At 66.0% G+C, this 18,018-nt stretch carries 14 protein-coding genes; all 14 read left to right on the top strand.

Annotated elements, in window-relative coordinates; translation table 11 throughout:
- Positions 1-9: 9 nt before the first annotated feature.
- The 14 genes from ugpE to ccoG all read left to right on the top strand — a co-directional run bounded on the left by ugpE (position 10) and on the right by ccoG (position 18,009).
- Entirely contained in the window at positions 10-858 is an 849-nt protein-coding gene (ugpE, locus tag DFLDMN_RS02185) for a sn-glycerol-3-phosphate ABC transporter permease UgpE (protein WP_423196894.1), read from the top strand.
- 5 nt (positions 859-863) lie between these two features.
- On the top strand, positions 864-1,973 hold the full coding sequence (locus DFLDMN_RS02190) for a sn-glycerol-3-phosphate import ATP-binding protein UgpC (RefSeq protein WP_423196895.1): 1,110 nt from the start codon (positions 864-866) through the stop codon (positions 1,971-1,973).
- Positions 1,970-2,746, top strand: coding sequence for a glycerophosphodiester phosphodiesterase (gene ugpQ / locus DFLDMN_RS02195; RefSeq protein WP_423196896.1), 777 nt, complete (start codon positions 1,970-1,972; stop codon positions 2,744-2,746). The genes DFLDMN_RS02190 and ugpQ overlap by 4 nt, the downstream gene beginning before the upstream one ends.
- 376 nt (positions 2,747-3,122) lie before the next feature.
- On the top strand, positions 3,123-5,975 hold the full coding sequence (locus tag DFLDMN_RS02200; protein ID WP_423196897.1) for a 2-oxoglutarate dehydrogenase E1 component: 2,853 nt from the start codon (positions 3,123-3,125) through the stop codon (positions 5,973-5,975).
- Between the two features lie 87 nt (positions 5,976-6,062).
- Positions 6,063-7,328, top strand: coding sequence for a 2-oxoglutarate dehydrogenase complex dihydrolipoyllysine-residue succinyltransferase (gene odhB, locus DFLDMN_RS02205; RefSeq protein ID WP_423196898.1), 1,266 nt, complete (start codon positions 6,063-6,065; stop codon positions 7,326-7,328).
- 83 nt (positions 7,329-7,411) lie between these two features.
- Positions 7,412-8,836, top strand: coding sequence for a dihydrolipoyl dehydrogenase (gene lpdA / locus DFLDMN_RS02210; RefSeq protein ID WP_423196899.1), 1,425 nt, complete (start codon positions 7,412-7,414; stop codon positions 8,834-8,836).
- 117 nt (positions 8,837-8,953) lie between these two features.
- Positions 8,954-10,051, top strand: coding sequence for a cell division protein ZapE (gene zapE, locus DFLDMN_RS02215; protein WP_423196900.1), 1,098 nt, complete (start codon positions 8,954-8,956; stop codon positions 10,049-10,051).
- A 115-nt stretch (positions 10,052-10,166) separates the two neighbouring features.
- A complete protein-coding gene (locus tag DFLDMN_RS02220) occupies positions 10,167-12,983 on the top strand; it encodes a heavy metal translocating P-type ATPase (protein WP_423196901.1) in 2,817 nt (938 codons plus the stop codon).
- A gap of 2 nt (positions 12,984-12,985) precedes the next feature.
- Positions 12,986-13,198 (top strand): cbb3-type cytochrome oxidase assembly protein CcoS, encoded by a 213-nt coding sequence (gene ccoS / locus DFLDMN_RS02225; protein WP_423196902.1) that lies wholly within the window; start codon positions 12,986-12,988, stop codon positions 13,196-13,198.
- 96 nt (positions 13,199-13,294) lie between these two features.
- On the top strand, positions 13,295-14,800 hold the full coding sequence (gene ccoN, locus DFLDMN_RS02230; RefSeq protein WP_423196903.1) for a cytochrome-c oxidase, cbb3-type subunit I: 1,506 nt from the start codon (positions 13,295-13,297) through the stop codon (positions 14,798-14,800).
- A gap of 18 nt (positions 14,801-14,818) precedes the next feature.
- Positions 14,819-15,457: a cytochrome-c oxidase, cbb3-type subunit II gene (gene ccoO / locus DFLDMN_RS02235; protein WP_423196904.1), complete on the top strand. Its 639-nt coding sequence runs from the start codon at positions 14,819-14,821 to the stop codon at positions 15,455-15,457.
- A 5-nt stretch (positions 15,458-15,462) separates the two neighbouring features.
- Positions 15,463-15,636 (top strand): cbb3-type cytochrome oxidase subunit 3, encoded by a 174-nt coding sequence (locus tag DFLDMN_RS02240; RefSeq protein WP_423196905.1) that lies wholly within the window; start codon positions 15,463-15,465, stop codon positions 15,634-15,636.
- The gene (ccoP, locus tag DFLDMN_RS02245) at positions 15,629-16,555 is read left to right on the top strand and encodes a cytochrome-c oxidase, cbb3-type subunit III (RefSeq protein WP_423196906.1); all 927 of its coding nucleotides are present in this window, start codon (positions 15,629-15,631) and stop codon (positions 16,553-16,555) included. Before DFLDMN_RS02240 ends, ccoP begins: the two co-directional genes overlap by 8 nt.
- Positions 16,552-18,009, top strand: a complete 1,458-nt coding sequence (gene ccoG / locus DFLDMN_RS02250) for a cytochrome c oxidase accessory protein CcoG (RefSeq protein WP_423196907.1) — start codon at positions 16,552-16,554, stop codon at positions 18,007-18,009. The genes ccoP and ccoG overlap by 4 nt, the downstream gene beginning before the upstream one ends.
- Positions 18,010-18,018 lie beyond the last annotated feature (9 nt).

The following is an 18,018-nucleotide window of genomic DNA, read 5'->3' on the forward strand; positions in this document are numbered from 1 at the left end:
GGTGAGGCCATGGTAGAGCGCCGTCCGTTTCTTGATTTCCTGAGCCACCTGGTGCTGATCGTCGGCATCGTGGTGGTCGCTTTTCCGGTTTACCTGACCTTCGTGGCTTCCACGCTGACGGCCGAGCAGGTGCTCGACGCGCCGATGACGCTGATTCCGGGCGGCCACCTGATCGACAACTACCGCACCGTGCTGTTCCACGGGGTGGGCGAGTCGGCATCGCCCGTCACGGCGATGATGAAGAACAGCCTGATCATGGCGCTCGGCATCGCGCTCGGCAAGATCGCGATTTCGATCATCTCGGCGTTCGCGATCGTCTACTTCCGCTTTCCGCTGCGCAAGCTGTTCTTCTGGCTGATCTTCATCACGCTGATGTTGCCGGTGGAGGTCCGTATCCTGCCGACGTACAAGGTGGTGTCGGACCTCGGCATGCTCGACAGCTACTTCGGGCTGACCATTCCGATCATCGCCTCGGCCACGGCGACGTTCCTGTTCCGGCAGTTTTTCCTGACCATTCCCGACGAACTCGCGGAGGCGGCGCGCATCGACGGCGCCGGGCCGCTGCGCTTCTTCTGGGACGTGGTGCTGCCGCTGTCGCGCACGAGCATCGCGGCGCTGTTCGTGATCCAGTTCATCTACGGCTGGAACCAGTACCTGTGGCCGCTGCTGATCACCACGCAGAAGTCGATGACGCCGGTGGTGGTGGGCGTGACGCAGATGATCTCCCGCTCGGGCGATGCCGCCACCGACTGGAATCTGGTGATGGCCACGCTGATGCTGGCCATGGTGCCGCCCGCGCTGGTGGTGTTGCTGATGCAACGTTGGTTCGTCAAGGGCCTCGTCGAGACCGAGAAATAATAGTCATGGCAAGTCTGTCACTTCGCAACGTCCAGAAGACCTACGCCGGCGGCACCCAGGTCGTGCACGGCATCGACATGGAGATCGCCGACGGCGAGTTCATCGTCATCGTCGGCCCGTCGGGCTGCGGCAAGTCCACGCTGCTGCGCATGGTCGCGGGGCTGGAAACGATCACCGGCGGCGAAGTCCGCATTGGCGACAAGGTGGTCAACGACCTCGAACCCGCCGCGCGCGACATCGCGATGGTGTTCCAAAACTACGCGCTCTATCCGCATATGAGCGTGTACGAGAACATGGCGTACGGCCTGCGCATCCGCAAGATGAGCCGGGCCGAGATCGACCAGCGCGTCAAGCACGCGGCCGGCATCCTGGAACTCGCGCCGCTGCTCGAGCGCAAGCCGCGCCAGCTGTCCGGCGGCCAGCGCCAGCGCGTGGCCATGGGCCGCGCCATCGTGCGCGAGCCCGCGGTATTCCTGTTCGACGAGCCGCTCTCCAACCTCGACGCCAAGCTGCGCGTGCAGATGCGGCTCGAACTCAAGGATCTGCACCGCCGCCTCGGTACCACCAGCCTTTACGTGACGCACGACCAGGTCGAGGCAATGACGCTCGCCGATCGCATGATGGTGCTCAACGGCGGCCGCGTCGAGCAGGTCGGTTCGCCGCTGGAGGTGTATTCGCGCCCGGCCAGCACCTTCGTGGCCGGCTTTATCGGCTCCCCGCCGATGAACCTGGTACCGGTGGCGCGCAATGGCGACGGCGGCGGCGGACAGGCGCAGATGCGCGTGACGCCGAAGGAAGGGCAGGCCGCCACGGCCACGCTCGGCCACCTGCCGATGGGCCTGCATCTGCCCGCGCAGGCGCTGCTTGGCTTGCGGCCCGAGCATATCGAGCCGTGCGCGGCGCACGAGGCCATCGCCCAGGTCGACGTGCGCGTGGTGGAAGCGCTGGGCGCCGACTCCTATGCCTACGGTTCGCTCGGCGGCCAGCCGATCGTGGTGCGGCTCGACAGCCATATGCCCGTGCGCGGCGGCGACAAGCTGCCCATCACGGCCTCGGCCGACCACCTGCATTTCTTCGACCCGGCCTCGGGCAAGCGCATCGAGGCCCACGCATGACACGCGCCCCGGTGGATTTTGCCAACTGGCCGTATCCGCGCCATATCGCCCATCGCGGCGCCGGCAAGCTGGCGCCCGAAAACACGCTGGCGGCATTTCGCCATGGTGCGTCGTTCGGCTACCGGATGTTCGAATTCGACGTCAAGCTGTCCGCTGACGGCAAGCCTGTGCTGATGCACGACGCCACGCTCGACCGTACCACCTCGGGCAGTGGCCGCGTGGACGCGCTGACGCTCGGCGAGCTGGCCGCGCTCGACGCCGGCAGCTGGCACAGCCCGGCCTATGCCGGCGAGCCGGTGCCGACACTGGCGGCGGTCGCGCGCTATACGCAGGCCAACGGCTGCTTCGTCAATATCGAGATCAAGCCGGTGCCGGGCAACGAATACCGCACCGGCGCGGCGGTTGCGCTCGATGCGCTGGCGCTGTGGCAGGACGCCGCGGTGCCGCCGTTGCTGTCCTCCTTCTCCGAGGTTGCGCTCGAGGCCGCGCGGCTCGCCGCGCCCGGCCTGCCGCGGGCGTTGCTGCTCGACCGGCTGCCCGCCGACTGGCTCGACCGGTTGCGCCGGCTCGATTGCGTCGCGCTCGATGCCAATCACCGCGAACTCGATGCCAACGTCATCGGGCAGGCGCATGCGGCCGGCTTCAAGGTGCTGTGCTATACGGTCAACGAGTCCGCGCGTGCCGACGATCTGCTCGGCTGGGGCCTGGACGGCTTGATTACCGACGCGGTCGACCTCATTGTTTCCACAGGGAAAATGTCGTCGCAAGCCTGACGAAAGGGTAGCGAGCGAATCCGGCGAAGCGGGCCGGCGACGTCGGTGCAGCGTGGATCCGATATACCGTGTCGTGATTTTGCATCACGAAAAGTCCGCACTGCCCGTACTCAAACGTGCTATTCTTGCGCGAGTGAAGACTTAGGTCCTTCCCCGCACAACTTGCCCAATTTGCAATTTGCCATTTTGGGCTCTAGGACGCTGGAAGTCGGAACCTGAAGCCACGGCACCGGATCATCATCGCCGGTGCCTTTGTTTCGAGGTTGCTTCGGTTGGCTCCAAGAGTTGTTTGCAATCCGCTAACCGGTCAAGCCGTGTCGCGGAAGGTTGATGAACCCGCTTAACTCCGGGATACCCGGAGAATAGTGAGCGCCCCATGATGCAGCAGTATCAGAGCAATTCGTACCTCTTCGGCGGCAATGCGCCCTATGTGGAAGAGCTGTACGAGGCCTACCTCCAGAATCCCAGCTCGGTTCCCGACAACTGGCGCGCGTATTTCGACGCGATGCAGAATGTCCCGGCTGTGGACGGCTCCAACGCCCGCGACATCCCCCACGCACCGATCGTTGCCTCGTTCGCCGAGCGCGCCAAATCGGGTCCCATCCGCACCATCGTTGCCTCGGCCGATTCCGACATGGGCCGCAAGCGCGTCGCTGCCACCCAGCTGATCGCCGCCTACCGCAACATCGGCTCGTACTGGGCCGACCTCGATCCGCTCAAGCGCCAGGAGCGTCCGCTCCTGCCGGACCTCGATCCCGCGTTCTACGGCTTCTCGGAAGCGGATCTCGACATCGTCTTCAATGCCAGCAACACGTACTTCGGCAAGGAGTCGATGAGCCTGCGCGAGCTGCTCAACAACCTGCGCGAAACCTATTGCGGCACCATCGGCGCCGAGTACATGTACGTGAGCGACCAGGCGCAGAAGCGCTGGTGGCAGGAGCGCCTGGAAACCACGCGTTCCAAGCCGCAGTTCACGCTGGAAAAGAAGAAGCACATCCTCGACCGCCTGACCGCGGCCGAAGGCCTGGAGCGCTTCCTCCACACCAAGTACGTCGGCCAGAAGCGCTTCTCGCTGGAAGGCGGCGAGAGCTTCATCGCGGCGATGGACGAACTGATCCAGCACGCCGGCAGCAAGGGCGTGCAGGAAATCGTGATCGGCATGGCCCACCGCGGCCGTCTGAACGTGCTGGTCAATACGCTGGGCAAGATGCCGGCCGACCTGTTTGCCGAATTCGAAGGCAAGCACGTGGACGACCTGCCTGCCGGCGACGTGAAGTACCACAAGGGCTTCTCGAGCGACGTCTCGACCGAAGGCGGCCCGGTGCACCTGTCGCTCGCGTTCAACCCGTCGCACCTGGAAATCGTCAACCCGGTGGTCGAGGGTTCGTCGAAGGCGCGCCAGGAGCGCCGCGGCGACGCCGGCCACAAGGAAGTGCTGCCGGTGCAGGTGCACGGCGACGCGGCCTTTGCCGGCCAGGGCGTGGTGATGGAAACGCTGAACCTCGCGCAGACCCGCGGCTACGGCACGGGCGGCACGATGCACATCGTCATCAACAACCAGATCGGCTTCACTACCTCCGACCCGCGTGACGCGCGTTCGACGCTGTACTGCACGGACGTGGTCAAGATGATCGAGGCGCCGGTGCTGCACGTGAACGGCGACGATCCCGAGGCTGTGGTGTACGCGATGCAGCTGGCCGTGGACTTCCGCATGGAGTTCAAGAAGGACGTGGTCGTCGACATCATCTGCTTCCGCAAGCTGGGCCACAACGAGCAGGACACCCCGGCCGTTACCCAGCCGCTGATGTACAAGAAGATCGCCCAGCATCCCGGCACGCGCAAGCTGTACGCGGACCGTCTGGCGGCGCAGAACCTGGTCGGTGCCGAGTTCGGCGACGAGAAGGTCAAGGAATACCGCGCCGCGATGGATGCGGGCAAGCACACGGCCGATCCGGTCCTGTCGAACTTCAAGAACAAGTTCGCGGTGGACTGGATGCCGTTCCTGAACCGCAAGTGGACCGATGCCGCCGACACCGCCGTGCCGGTGACCGAACTCAAGCGTCTGGCCGAGCGTATCACCACGGTGCCCGAGCACCTCAAGCTCCACCCGCTGGTGGACAAGGTGATCAAGGACCGCGCCGCCATGGGTCGGGGCGACCAGTCGCTCGACTGGGGCATGGGCGAACACCTCGCCTTCGCCTCCCTGGTGGCTTCCGGCTATCCGGTCCGCATCACCGGCCAGGACGCCGGTCGCGGCACCTTCACGCACCGGCATGCCGTGCTGCACGACCAGAACCGTGAGCGCTGGGATGCCGGCAGCTACGTGCCGCTGCAGAACGTGTCGGACAACCAGGCCCCGTTCACCGTGATCGACTCGGTGCTGTCGGAAGAAGCGGTGCTCGGTTTCGAGTACGGCTACTCGACCGCCGAACCGAACGCGCTGGTGATCTGGGAAGCCCAGTTCGGCGACTTCGTCAACGGCGCACAGGTCGTGATCGACCAGTTCATCTCGTCGGGCGAAGTGAAGTGGGGCCGCGCCTCGGGCCTGACGCTGATGCTGCCGCACGGCTACGAAGGCCAGGGTCCGGAACACAGCTCGGCCCGTATCGAGCGTTTCCTGCAGCTTTGCGCGGACCACAACATGCAGGTCTGCCAGCCGACCACGCCGGCCCAGATTTTCCACCTGCTGCGCCGCCAGATGATCCGTCTGTTCCGCAAGCCGCTGGTGATCATGACGCCGAAGTCGCTGCTGCGTAACAAGGATGCGGTGTCGCCGCTGTCCGACCTGGCCAAGGGTCACTTCGAGACGGTCATCCCCGATCACGAGGAACTCAACGCCAGCAAGGTCAAGCGCGTGATCATGTGCTCGGGCAAGGTCTACTACGACCTGGTCAACACGCGCAAGGAACGTGGTGCCGGCGACGCGGCGATCATTCGCCTGGAGCAGCTCTATCCGTTCCCGCACAAGGCGGTGGCCGCGGAACTCAAGAAGTACCCGAACGCGACCGAAATCCTGTGGTGCCAGGACGAGCCGCAGAACCAGGGTGCCTGGTTCTTCGTGCAGCACTACATCATGGAAAACATGACGGAAGGCCAGAAGCTCGGTTATGCCGGTCGTCCCGCCTCGGCTTCGCCGGCGGTGGGCTACTACGCAAAGCACAACGAGCAACAGAAGGCACTGCTCGAAGCCGCCTTCGCCAAGCTCAAGGGCTTTGTTCTGACCAAGTAAGCCATACGGCGGGGCGAAGGCGCACAAGGATGCGCTGCCGCTCCGCCGGCTCAACCACACACGCATACATCGAGGAATTTCCAAACCATGGCTATTGTTGACGTCAAGGTTCCGCAGCTGTCCGAATCGGTTGCCGAAGCGACCATGCTGAACTGGAAGAAGAAGCCTGGCGAAGCCGTCGCCCAGGACGAGATCCTGATTGAAATCGAGACCGACAAGGTCGTGCTCGAAGTGCCGGCCCCCTCGGCTGGCGTGCTGTCGCAGATCATCAAGAACGATGGCGACACCGTCGTGGCCGACGAAGTGATCGCCAAGATCGACACCGAAGCTACCGCTGGCGCCGCTGCCCCGGCCGCTGCCGCGCCGGCGCCTGCCGCCGCCGCGCCGGCTCCGGCCCCGGCCGCTGCCGCGCCTGCCGCCGCTGGCGCCGTGGCCATGCCGTCGGCCGCCAAGCTGATGGCCGAGGGTGGCCTGTCGGCCGGCCAGGTGCCCGGTACCGGCAAGGATGGCCGCATCACCAAGGGTGATGTGCTCGCCGCGACCGCCGGCGGTGCCGCCCCGGCACCCGCCGCCAAGGCCCCGGCCCCGGCGCCGGCTGCCAAGCCCGCACTGCAGCAGGTGTCGGCCCAGGTGGACTTTGCCGCTCTCGGCGACCGTCCGGAAGAGCGCGTGCCGATGAGCCGCCTGCGCGCCCGTATCGCCGAGCGTCTGATCCAGTCGCAGTCGACCAACGCCATCCTCACCACCTTCAACGAAGTCAACATGAAGCCGGTGATGGACCTGCGTGCCAAGTACAAGGACCGCTTCGAGAAGGAGCACGGCGTCAAGCTGGGCTTCATGTCGTTCTTCGTCAAGGCCGCCGTGCACGCGCTCAAGAAGTACCCGATCATCAACGCGTCGGTGGACGGTAACGACATCCTCTACCACGGCTACTTCGATATCGGTATCGCGGTGGGTTCGCCGCGTGGCCTGGTGGTGCCGATCCTGCGCAACGCCGACCAGATGAGCCTGGCCGACATCGAGAAGAAGATCGCCGAGTTCGGTGCCAAGGCCCGCGACGGCAAGCTGTCGCTGGAAGAGCTGACCGGCGGCACGTTCTCGATCTCGAACGGCGGTACCTTCGGTTCGATGCTGTCCACACCGATCATCAACCCGCCGCAATCGGCCATCCTGGGCGTGCATGCGACCAAGGACCGCGCCGTGGTGGAAGACGGTCAGATCGTGATCCGCCCGATGAACTACCTGGCCATGTCCTATGACCACCGGATCATCGACGGCCGCGAAGCGGTGCTGGGCCTCGTGGCCATGAAGGAAGCGCTGGAAGACCCGGCGCGCCTGCTGCTGGACCTGTAAGCGTCCGACTCTGTTGAAAGCGCCCGCGCGCTCCCTCCGCCCCGTGCGGGTGGACGGGGGGCCGGCGCGCAAAAGGAATTTCCATGAGCAAACAATTCGATGTGCTGGTGATCGGCGCCGGTCCCGGCGGCTATATCGCCGCGATCCGCGCGGGCCAGCTTGGCCTCAACGTGGCCTGCTGCGAAGGCAATGCGTTCGACGATCCCAAGGGCGAGCCGCGCCTCGGTGGCACCTGCCTGAACGTGGGCTGCATTCCGTCCAAGGCGCTGCTGGCTTCCTCGGAAGAATTCGAGAACCTGCAGCATCACCTGGGCGACCATGGCATCACCGTCGGCGACGTCAAGCTCGACGTGGCCAAGATGCTCAAGCGCAAGGACGATATCGTCGGCAAGATGACCAAGGGCATCGAGTTCCTGTTCCGCAAGAACAAGGTCACGCTGCTCAAGGGCTACGGCAAGTTCGTCGGCAAGAACGCCGACGGCTTCCAGGTCGAGATCGCCGGTGAAGTCGTCACGGCCAGGCAGGTCATCATCGCGACCGGTTCCAAGGCCCGCCACCTGCCGGGCATTCCGGTCGACAACAAGCTGATCAGCGACAACGAAGGCGCGCTCAAGTTCGACACGGTGCCGAAGAAGCTGGGCGTGATCGGCGCCGGCGTGATCGGCCTCGAGCTCGGTTCGGTGTGGCGCCGCCTGGGTGCGGAAGTCACCGTGCTGGAAGCGCTGCCGACGTTCCTGGCCGCCGCCGACGAGGGCGTGGCCAAGGAAGCGCAGAAGCTGCTGACCAAGCAGGGCCTGAAGTTCAACTTCGGCGTCAAGGTCGACGAAGTGAAGACCGGCAAGGACAACGTCACGGTCCGCTACACCGACAAGGACGGCGCCGCGCAGACGCTTGAAGTCGATCGCCTGATCGTGTCGGTGGGCCGCGTGCCCAACACCGACAACCTCGGTCTCGACGCCGTCGGCCTGGGCGTGGACCAGCGCGGCTTCATCGAGGTGGACGACCACTGCCAGACCAAGGTGCCGGGCCTGTGGGCCATCGGCGACGTGGTGCGCGGCCCGATGCTCGCGCACAAGGCGGAAGACGAAGGCGTGGCCGTGGCGGAGCGCATCGTCGGCCAGAAGCCGCACATCGATTTCAACACGGTGCCGTGGGTCATCTACACGTTCCCGGAAATCGCATGGGTGGGCAAGACCGAGCAGCAGCTCAAGGCCGAAGGCCGCGCGTACAAGTCGGGCCAGTTCCCGTTCATGGCCAACGGCCGTGCGCTGGGCATGGGTCATCCGGAAGGCTTCGTCAAGATGCTGGCCGATGCCCAGACCGATGAGATCCTGGGCGTGCATATCGTCGCCGCCAATGCCTCGGACCTGATCGCCGAAGCTGTTGCAGCGATGGAATTCAAGGCCGCCAGCGAGGATATCGGCCGCGTCTGCCATCCGCACCCGTCGATGTCGGAAGTCATGCGCGAAGCCGCGCTGGCCGTCGACAAGCGTCAGCTCAACATGTAAGGCTCCTGCCTTTCGTGTCAGCCGTACCGGCGCGCTGCAATCTTGCAGCGCGCCGTTTTCACTTGCAGCGCCGCGGTCCCGGAGCGTCAACTCCGGGCACGGTCGCGCCCCAATAGCATGAACGTCAGCGAGTATTACGAGCACGAGCTCAAGCAGCGTGGTTACACCTCGGACGAAGCCCAGCTGCGCGCCGTCGCGCGTCTGCAGCAATGCTACGAGGAATGGGTGGCCTACAAGAATCGCCGCAACAATGCGCTCAAGAAGCTGCTGGTGCATCCCGACGTGCCCAAGGGCGTGTATCTGTGGGGCGGGGTAGGGCGCGGCAAGTCGTTCCTGATGGACAGCTTCTATACCTGCGTGCCCGTGGTGCGCAAGACGCGGCTCCATTTCCACGAATTCATGCGCGAGGTGCATCGCCAGCTCGAGGAGCTGCGCGGACGCCCCGATCCGCTCGACGAACTGGCAAAGCGCATCGCGCGCCGGTTCCGCCTGATCTGCTTCGACGAGTTCCATGTCAGCGACGTGGCCGATGCGATGATCCTGCACCGCCTGCTCCAGCAGCTGTTCGAGAACGGCGTGCAGTTCGTCATGACGTCGAATTACAGGCCCGACCTGCTGTATCCCGATGGCCTGCACCGCGACCGCGTGCTGCCCGCCATCGAGCTGTTGCAGACGCGGCTCGACGTGCTGAATGTCGATGCCGGCATCGACTATCGCAAACGCGCGCTCGAGCAGGTGCAGGCGTATCACACACCGCTCGGCCGCGAGGCCAGCGCCGCGCTGCGCGACGCCTTTGTGGCGATCGCGGGGGTGGCCGACGAATCGCCGATCCTGCATATCGAGCATCGCGAACTGCGGTCGCTGCGCAAGGCCAACGGCGTGGTGTGGTTCGATTTTGCCACGCTGTGCGGCGGTCCGCGCTCGCAGAACGACTACCTGGAACTGGCATCGCAGTTCCATACCGTGATCCTGTCCGATGTGCCGAAGATGACGCCGCGCATGTCCTCCGAGGCGCGCCGCTTTACGTGGCTGATCGACGTGTTCTACGATCACAAGGTCAAGCTGCTGATGTCGGCCGAGGTGCCGGCGGACGAGCTCTATACCGAAGGGCAGATGGCCAACGAGTTCCACCGCACGGTGTCGCGGATCATCGAGATGCAGTCGCGCGAGTACCTGGAATCGGCCCGGCGCACGATGGATACGTCGCTGACCTGAGGAACGGCGGCTGACGGGCGCGGCGCCCGTCATCGTCTCATTCCATACACCTTGATCTGCGTCAAGGTGGCAGGCATGGGCGCTACCTACTATCCAGTGGGTAAAAGAGCGCCCCATGTCATCTTCCGTTTTCAGCGTCCAGCCGGACGCCTCCTTCCGCGAATTCGCCCGCGACGCACGTACTGACGGCACACGTACTGACGACGTACGTACTGACGACGCACATATCAGCGACGCACATATCAGCGACGCACATATCAGCGACGCCGGTATTAACGAAGCCGGTATTAACGACGCCGGTATCCAGGACGCCGGTATCCAGGACGCCGGTCTCAAGGACGCCGGTATCAAGGACGCCGGGATCAAGGACGCCGCCCGCCCGTCTCCGGAACCGTCGCTCTGCTTTCACTGCGGCCAGCCGGTCGCCGCGGGCGCCTCGCTGGCGGCCACGCTCGACGGCGCGCACCGGTCGTTCTGCTGCGGCGGTTGCCTGGCCCTCGCGCGTACGCTGCACGAGGCTGGCTTCGGCCATCTCTATGGCGATACGGCCCGCTTCGCGCGACCCATCGACGACGACGCGCGGCGCGCTGCCGAACCGGTCTGGGCGGCCTACGACACCCCGGAACTGCGCGCGCAGTTCGTGCGGCCGGTCGGCGAGGGCGTGGCCGAAATCACGCTGGCGCCAGAGAATATCCGCTGCGCGGCCTGCGCATGGCTGATCGAGCAACATCTGCAACGCCTGCCCGGCGTGGTCTCGGCCGTGGCCAACGTGGCCACGCGGCGCGTGGTGGTGCGCTGGCATACCGCCACGCAGGCAGTGGCGGGTCTGCTGGGCGCACTTGCCGATATCGGCTATGTCGCATGGCCGTTCGAGCTCACGCGCGGCGACGACCGCGACCGCCGCGAGCGCCGCGCGCTGCTGATGCGCGTGGCCGTCGCCATGCTGGCGATGATGCAGGTCATGATGTACGCATGGCCGCTTTACACCCATGAAGCCACCATCGATCCCGCCCAGCTTGGCCTGATGCGCTGGGCCAGCTTTGCGCTGACGCTGCCCGTGGTGGCCTACTCGGCGTGGCCGATCTTTGCCGGGGCATGGCGCGACCTGCGCGGGCGCCGGGCCGGGATGGACGTGCCGGTGGCGATCGGCGTGGCGGCCGGCTTCGTCGCCAGTACCGTGGCAACGGTGCGCGGCAGCGGCGAGGTGTATTTCGATTCGGTCACGATGTTCGTGGCCTTTCTGTTATCGGCGCGCTATCTGGAACTGCGCGTGCGGCAGGCCTCGCGCAGCGGCGCCGAGATGCTGGCCCGCCAGTTGCCAGCCACCTGCGAACGGCTGCACGAGACCGGGGGCGTGGCCGAGCGCATTCCGGTCACCCGCCTGCGGGCCGGCGATCGCGTGCGGGTCAAGGCGGGCGAGGTGGTACCCGCCGACGGTACGCTCGCGGCCGGGGCGAGCGCGTTCGACGAAGCGATGCTGACCGGAGAGTCGCGCCCGGTGCCGCGGCGTGCCGGCGATGGCGTGCTCGCCGGCAGCTACAACAGCGCCAGCCCGGTCGAGATGATCGTCACGCGCACCGGCGCCGCCACGCGGCTGGCCGAGATCGTGGCCGTGCTCGACCGCGCGCTGGCGGAAAAGCCGAGACTGGTGGCACTGGCCGATCGGGTGGCCACATGGTTTGTCGGCACGCTGCTCGCGCTTGCGGCGCTGACCGGCGCCGTATGGGCGTTGTGGATCGATCCCGCGCGCGCGCTGCCGGTCACGGTGGCGGTACTCGTGGTCAGCTGCCCGTGCGCACTCTCGCTGGCCGCACCGGCGGCGCTGGCGGCGGCCGGCGCGGCGCTGTCGCGGCAAGGCCTGCTGCTGACGCGCGGCCATGCGCTGGAAACCCTCGCGCGCGTGACCGATGTCGTGTTCGACAAGACCGGCACGCTGACCGAAGGCCGCTTCACGCTGGTTGCCACCGAGGTCCTGCGCGCGCCCGGGGCACCTGGCGCGCTCGATGCGGCCGCGTGCGTGGCACTGGCCGCGGCGCTGGAGCGCGGCGGCGAGCATCCGATCGCACGGGCGTTGCTGGCCGCCGCCGGCGGCGACGCGCGTCCGGTTGAGGCATTGCGCAATGTGCCGGGGCAGGGACTGGAGGCGCGGGTCGATACGCGTCTGGTGCGGCTCGGGCGGCGCGACTTTGTGGCCGCCCTCGGCGAGGGCGCGATGTCTGCCACGCCGCCGCCGGTGGCCACGCCCACGTCCACGCTCAAGGCCACGCTCACCTCTCCCCTGACGTCCGCCCACGCCGACGGCGACCCGTCCGCCCACGCCGACGGCGCCGCCGGTGCCACGGAGATCTGGCTCGGCGACGCCGACGGCCTGCTGGCCCGGCTGCGTCTGTCCGATGTGGCGCGCGCGCAGGCACCCGGCCTGCTGCGGACGCTGGGCCGACTCGGCGTGCACGTGCATCTGCTGTCGGGCGATCATCCCGGCACGGTGCGCTGGTGGGCGCAGCGCTTCGGGATTGCCGACGCCGCCGGCGGCCGTACGCCGGAAGACAAGCGCGCCGACGTCGACCGCTTGCAGCGGGCAGGCGCCATCGTGCTGGCGGTGGGCGACGGCATCAACGATGCGCCGGTGCTGGCACAGGCGCATGTCTCGATCGCCATCGGCAGCGGCGCGCCGCTGGCACAGGCGGGGGCCGACGCCGTGCTGATGCACGACGGCATCGGGCGCATCGCCACCGCGCTTGCGGTCGCGCGGCGCACGCGGCGCGTGATGCGGCAGAACCTGGCGTGGGCCTTTGCCTACAACGTGGTGGCCATACCGCTGGCCGCCACCGGTCATGTCACGGCGTGGATGGCCGGCATCGGCATGTCGGTGTCGTCGCTGCTGGTGGTGGCCAACGCCTGGCGGCTGCTGCGCGTGCCACGGGAGGGCTGAGCATGGAGACGCTGTTCCTGCTCGTGCCGCTCAGCCTGATTCTGGCCGCGCTGATCGCCGGCGCGCTCTGGTGGGCGCTGCATGCGGGCCAGTACGACGATCTCGACCGGCCGGCCGAAGCGATCCTGCTCGACAACGATCGACCGGCATCCCCGCGACCGGGCCCACCGCCCCCCATACCCCAAAAAAGTTCATCGCATTTTTCTGAAAGTTGACAGAGGTCAACGATCACCATGTGACGCTTTTATACAGTCATGACGTCACCAGGGTTTTTCAATTTTCTTACGCAGGTTACGTAGCAGGGGGTCTGAATGGAAGTCACCACCGCGGCTGCACGCGCGGACACCTTCAACTATGGCGTGGTGCGGCAGTTCGCCATCATGACCGTGGTCTGGGGGATCGTCGGCATGGCCGTCGGCGTTCTGCTGGCGGCACAACTGATCTGGCCGGATCTCAACTTCAATACGCCGTGGCTCTCGTTCGGGCGCCTGCGGCCACTCCACACCAATGCGGTGATCTTTGCCTTTGGCGGCAGCGCGCTGTTCGCGACCTCGTATTACGTGGTCCAGCGCACCTGCCAGGCGCGCCTGTTCTGCGGGCCGCTGGCCACCTTCACGTTCTGGGGCTGGCAGGCGGTGATCGTCGCCGCGGCGATCACGCTGCCGCTGGGCATCACTACCTCGAAGGAATACGCCGAGCTCGAATGGCCGATCGACATCCTGATCACGCTGGTCTGGGTGGCCTATGCGATCGTGTTCTTCGGCACCATCATCCGCCGCAAGACGCGCCACATCTATGTGGCCAACTGGTTCTTCGGCGCCTACATCCTGACCATCGCGCTGCTGCATATCGTCAACAATATCGAGATGCCGGTGTCGCTGTGGAAGTCCTACTCGGCCTACGCGGGCGTGCAGGATGCCATGGTGCAGTGGTGGTACGGCCACAACGCGGTGGGCTTCTTCCTTACCACGAGCTTCCTCGGGATGATGTACTACTTCATTCCCAAGCAGGCCGAGCGTCCCATCTACTCGTACCGCCTGTCGATCGTGCATTTCTGGGCGCTCAACTTCACGTACATGTGGGCGGGTCCGCACCACCTGCAGTACACCGCGCTGCCGGACTGGGCGCAGTCGCTTGGCATGGTGTTCTCGCTGATCCTGCTCGCGCCGTCGTGGGGCGGCATGATCAACGGCATCATGACGCTGTCGGGTGCCTGGCACAAGCTGCGCACCGATCCCATCCTCAAGTTCCTGGTGGTGGCGCTGTCGTTCTACGGCATGGCCACGTTCGAGGGCTCGATGATGTCCATCAAGACCGTCAACGCGCTCTCGCACTACACGGACTGGACCATCGGCCACGTGCATTCGGGCGCGCTCGGCTGGGTGGCGATGATCTCGGTGGGCTCGCTCTATTACCTGATTCCGCGCCTGTTCGGCGAAAAGCAGATGTACAGCGTGCGGCTGATCGAGTGGCACTTCTGGATCGCCACCATCGGCGTGGTGCTCTATATCGCCTCGATGTGGATCGCCGGCGTGATGGAAGGCCTGATGTGGCGCGCCACGCAGCCCGACGGCACGCTGACCTACGCGTTCGTCGAGGCGGTCAAGGCCAAGTATCCGTTCTACCTGATTCGCCTGCTGGGGGGGCTCTGCTTCCTGACCGGCATGCTGATCATGGCGTGGAACGTGTTCCGCACGATTGCCGGCAAGACCGCGGTGGATGCGCCGATTCCGGTGCCCATCGCAGCCGCCGGTGCGGGCGTCGCGCCCGCCACCGCACCGGCCACCGCGCCGGCCACCGCTGCCACGGCGCACTGATAGCCAAGGATTCGCGAAATGTCAGCACAACAACATAAGTTCTGGTCCCACGAAACGCTCGAGAGAAATGTCGGCTGGCTGATCCTCGCCACCATCGTGGTGGTCAGCATCGCCGGGCTGGTGCAGATCGTGCCGCTGTTCTTCCAGCACTCGACCACGGCGCCCGACGCGGGCATCACGCCGTATTCGCCGCTGCGACTGATGGGCCGCGACATCTATATCCGCGAGGGCTGCGTGGGATGCCATTCGCAGCAAGTGCGCACGCTGCAGGCGGAAACCGAGCGCTACGGGCATTTCTCGACCGCCGGCGAGTCGGTGTACGACCACCCGTTCCTGTGGGGCTCCAAGCGGACCGGTCCGGACCTGGCCCGCGTGGGCGGCCGCTACTCGGACGACTGGCAGCGGGTGCATCTGCGCAATCCGCGCGATGTGGTGCCCGAATCGGTAATGCCGTCGTATCCGTGGCTTGAGCGTACGCCGCTGCGAACCGACGACATCCAGGCCCGCATGCACGCGCTCAAGCGGCTTGGCGTGCCGTACACGGACGCTCAGATTGCGGGCGCGCCCGAGGAACTGGCCGGCAAGACCGAGGAGGACGCGATGGTGGCGTACCTCCAGAGCCTCGGCATCAATCGCCGCAACGTGCGGAAGGAGTAAGCGCCATGGCCCACCTTACTGGTCTTGTCACGGTGGTCTCGATGCTGGTGTTTCTCGGCATCTGCTGGTGGGCATGGTCCGCGCACCGGCAGGCCGCCAATCTCGAATCCGCGCTGCTGCCCTTTGCGCTGCCGGACGAAACTACAACGATCGCGAGCGGGACCCCTCATCATGAGTGACTTCACATCCGGATTCTGGAGCTACTACATCGCGGCCATCGCGCTGGCCGGCATCGTCTGGTGTGCGTGGCTGCTGCTGTCGCAACGCCGCCTGATCAAGCAGGCCGGCACTGTCGAAACCACCACCGAGGACACCGGCCACGTGTGGGACGGCGACCTGCGCGAACTCAACAATCCGCTCCCGCGCTGGTGGATGTGGATGTTCCTGCTGTCGTGCATCTTCGCGCTCGGCTACCTGGTGCTCTATCCCGGCCTCGGTTCCTACGCCGGCGTGCTCGGCTTCTCCACCCAGGGCGAGCTTGCCGCCAGCCGCCAGGCCGCCGAGGCCAGGCAGCAGGCGATCTACGGCAAGTACATGAAGCTCGACGTCAAGGCGATTGCGGCCGACCCTGAAGCACGCGAGATCGGTCAGCGCCTGTTTCTCAACTACTGCGCGCAATGCCATGGTTCCGACGCGCGCGGCAGCCGCGGCTTTCCGAACCTGACCGACGGTGACTGGCTCTACGGCGGCGACCCGGACACCATCCACCAGACCATTGCCAAGGGACGCAACGGCAAGATGCCGTCGTTCGCGGCGGCAATCGACGGCAAGCTGGCCGGCGACGTGGCGCAGTACGTGCGCTCGCTGTCGGGGCTGGCCTACGATCCGATCCGCGCCTCGCGTGGCGAGTCAACCTTCAAGACCACCTGCGCAGCCTGCCACGGCAGTGCCGGCACCGGCAACCAGGCGCTTGGGGCGCCCAACCTGTCAGACAAGGTCTGGCTCTATGGCAGTTCCGAGGCGAATATCGTCGACGGCATTCTGAAGGGGCACGAGGGCCATATGCCCGCGCATGAAGAGATTCTCACGCCCGAGCGCATCCAGATGCTGACGGCATACGTGTGGGGCCTGTCGAATGGCGGCGGGGCAGGACGATGAACGATGGCAGCTGGCGGCCGGTCTCCATGGCGGGATCGGAAAGCTCTGAAGATGCGCTCTACGAGGTCCGGCGCAAGATCTATCCGCGTTCGGTCACGGGGGCGTTCGACCGCTGGCGTGTCTGGCTGGTGCTGTTCACGCAGCTGATCTTCTACGGCACGCCCTGGCTGCAGTGGAATGGTCGGCAGGCGGTGTTGTTCGACCTCGGCGCGCGCAAGTTCTATCTGTTCGGCGTGGTGCTGTGGCCGCAGGACGTGATCTACCTGTCGGTGCTGCTGGTGATCTCGGCGCTCGCGCTGTTCCTGTTCACGGCCATCGCGGGACGGCTGTTCTGCGGCTATGCGTGCCCGCAGACCGTCTATACGGAGATCTTCCTCTGGATCGAGCGGCATATCGAAGGCGACCGTTTTGCGCGTATCCGCCTCGACGGCGATCCGTGGAGCGCGCGCAAGCTGCGCATCAAGGCCACCAAGCATGTGCTCTGGGTACTGATCGCGCTATGGACCGGCTTCACGTTCGTGGGCTACTTCACGCCGATCCGGACGCTCGGCGGCGAGGTCCTGAGCCTGTCGCTGGGCCCGTGGCAGACCTTCTGGATGCTGTTCTACGCGTTTGCCACCTGGGGTAATGCGGGCTTCATGCGCGAGCAGGTGTGCAAATACATGTGTCCGTACGCACGCTTCCAGAGCGTGATGGTCGATCGCGATACCTTTGTGGTGACGTACGACGTGGGGCGCGGCGAGCCGCGCGGCAGCCGCGGCCGCAAGACCGATCACCGCGCGGCGGGCCTGGGCGACTGCGTGGACTGCAGCATCTGCGTGCAGGTGTGCCCGACCGGCATCGATATCCGCGACGGACTGCAGTACGAATGCATCGGCTGCGGGGCGTGCATCGATGCCTGCAACCAGGTCATGGACAAGATGAACTATGCGCGTGGCCTGATTCGCTATACCTCGGAAAACGCGATGCGGCAGGGCCTGTCGCTGGCCGCGGCACGCAAGCGGCTGATACGACCGCGCGTCCTGCTGTACGCCGGCATCTGGCTTGTGCTGGCCGCCGGCCTCGCCGTATCGGTGGCGATGCGCGCGCCGCTCAAGGTCGATATCCTGCGCGACCGCGGTGCGCTGGGGCGCGAGGTCGACGGGCAGTGGATCGAGAACGTCTACCGCCTGCAATTGATCAATACCACCGAGGCGCCCATGCATATCGTGGTGCGCGCCGACGGCGCGGACTTGCCCGGCATGACGATCGAGTACGACCACGCGGCCGCGGAGCTGGCGCCGACGTCCAACCGCCTGGTGCCGGTCCGCATCCGTGTACCGATCGACGCCGCGGGGCAGGGCACGCATGCCATCGACATGGTGGTGCAGGCCGAGCAGACGGGTGCAAAGGGCACCCAAACGGTGGCCGAAGTCCGGCAATCCACGCGGTTTATCGTGCCGCGCAATCTTTGACGAAGGAGT

It is taken from the genome of Cupriavidus sp. H19C3 (assembly GCF_049393815.1).
Taxonomy (GTDB): Bacteria; Pseudomonadota; Gammaproteobacteria; order Burkholderiales; family Burkholderiaceae; genus Cupriavidus.

What these genes read in the sequence shown, in the direction of transcription:
- ugpE (WP_423196894.1), top strand. Translation starts at nt 10, where the DNA reads ATGGTAGAGCGCCGTCCGTTTCTTGATTTCCTGAGCCACCTGGTGCTG.
- DFLDMN_RS02200 (WP_423196897.1), top strand. Translation starts at nt 3,123, where the DNA reads ATGATGCAGCAGTATCAGAGCAATTCGTACCTCTTCGGCGGCAATGCG.
- ccoS (WP_423196902.1), top strand. Translation starts at nt 12,986, where the DNA reads ATGGAGACGCTGTTCCTGCTCGTGCCGCTCAGCCTGATTCTGGCCGCG.
- ccoO (WP_423196904.1), top strand. Translation starts at nt 14,819, where the DNA reads ATGTCAGCACAACAACATAAGTTCTGGTCCCACGAAACGCTCGAGAGA.
- ccoN (WP_423196903.1), top strand. Translation starts at nt 13,295, where the DNA reads ATGGAAGTCACCACCGCGGCTGCACGCGCGGACACCTTCAACTATGGC.
- odhB (WP_423196898.1), top strand. Translation starts at nt 6,063, where the DNA reads ATGGCTATTGTTGACGTCAAGGTTCCGCAGCTGTCCGAATCGGTTGCC.
- DFLDMN_RS02240 (WP_423196905.1), top strand. Translation starts at nt 15,463, where the DNA reads ATGGCCCACCTTACTGGTCTTGTCACGGTGGTCTCGATGCTGGTGTTT.
- ccoP (WP_423196906.1), top strand. Translation starts at nt 15,629, where the DNA reads ATGAGTGACTTCACATCCGGATTCTGGAGCTACTACATCGCGGCCATC.
- DFLDMN_RS02220 (WP_423196901.1), top strand. Translation starts at nt 10,167, where the DNA reads ATGTCATCTTCCGTTTTCAGCGTCCAGCCGGACGCCTCCTTCCGCGAA.
- ccoG (WP_423196907.1), top strand. Translation starts at nt 16,552, where the DNA reads ATGAACGATGGCAGCTGGCGGCCGGTCTCCATGGCGGGATCGGAAAGC.
- lpdA (WP_423196899.1), top strand. Translation starts at nt 7,412, where the DNA reads ATGAGCAAACAATTCGATGTGCTGGTGATCGGCGCCGGTCCCGGCGGC.
- ugpQ (WP_423196896.1), top strand. Translation starts at nt 1,970, where the DNA reads ATGACACGCGCCCCGGTGGATTTTGCCAACTGGCCGTATCCGCGCCAT.
- DFLDMN_RS02190 (WP_423196895.1), top strand. Translation starts at nt 864, where the DNA reads ATGGCAAGTCTGTCACTTCGCAACGTCCAGAAGACCTACGCCGGCGGC.
- zapE (WP_423196900.1), top strand. Translation starts at nt 8,954, where the DNA reads ATGAACGTCAGCGAGTATTACGAGCACGAGCTCAAGCAGCGTGGTTAC.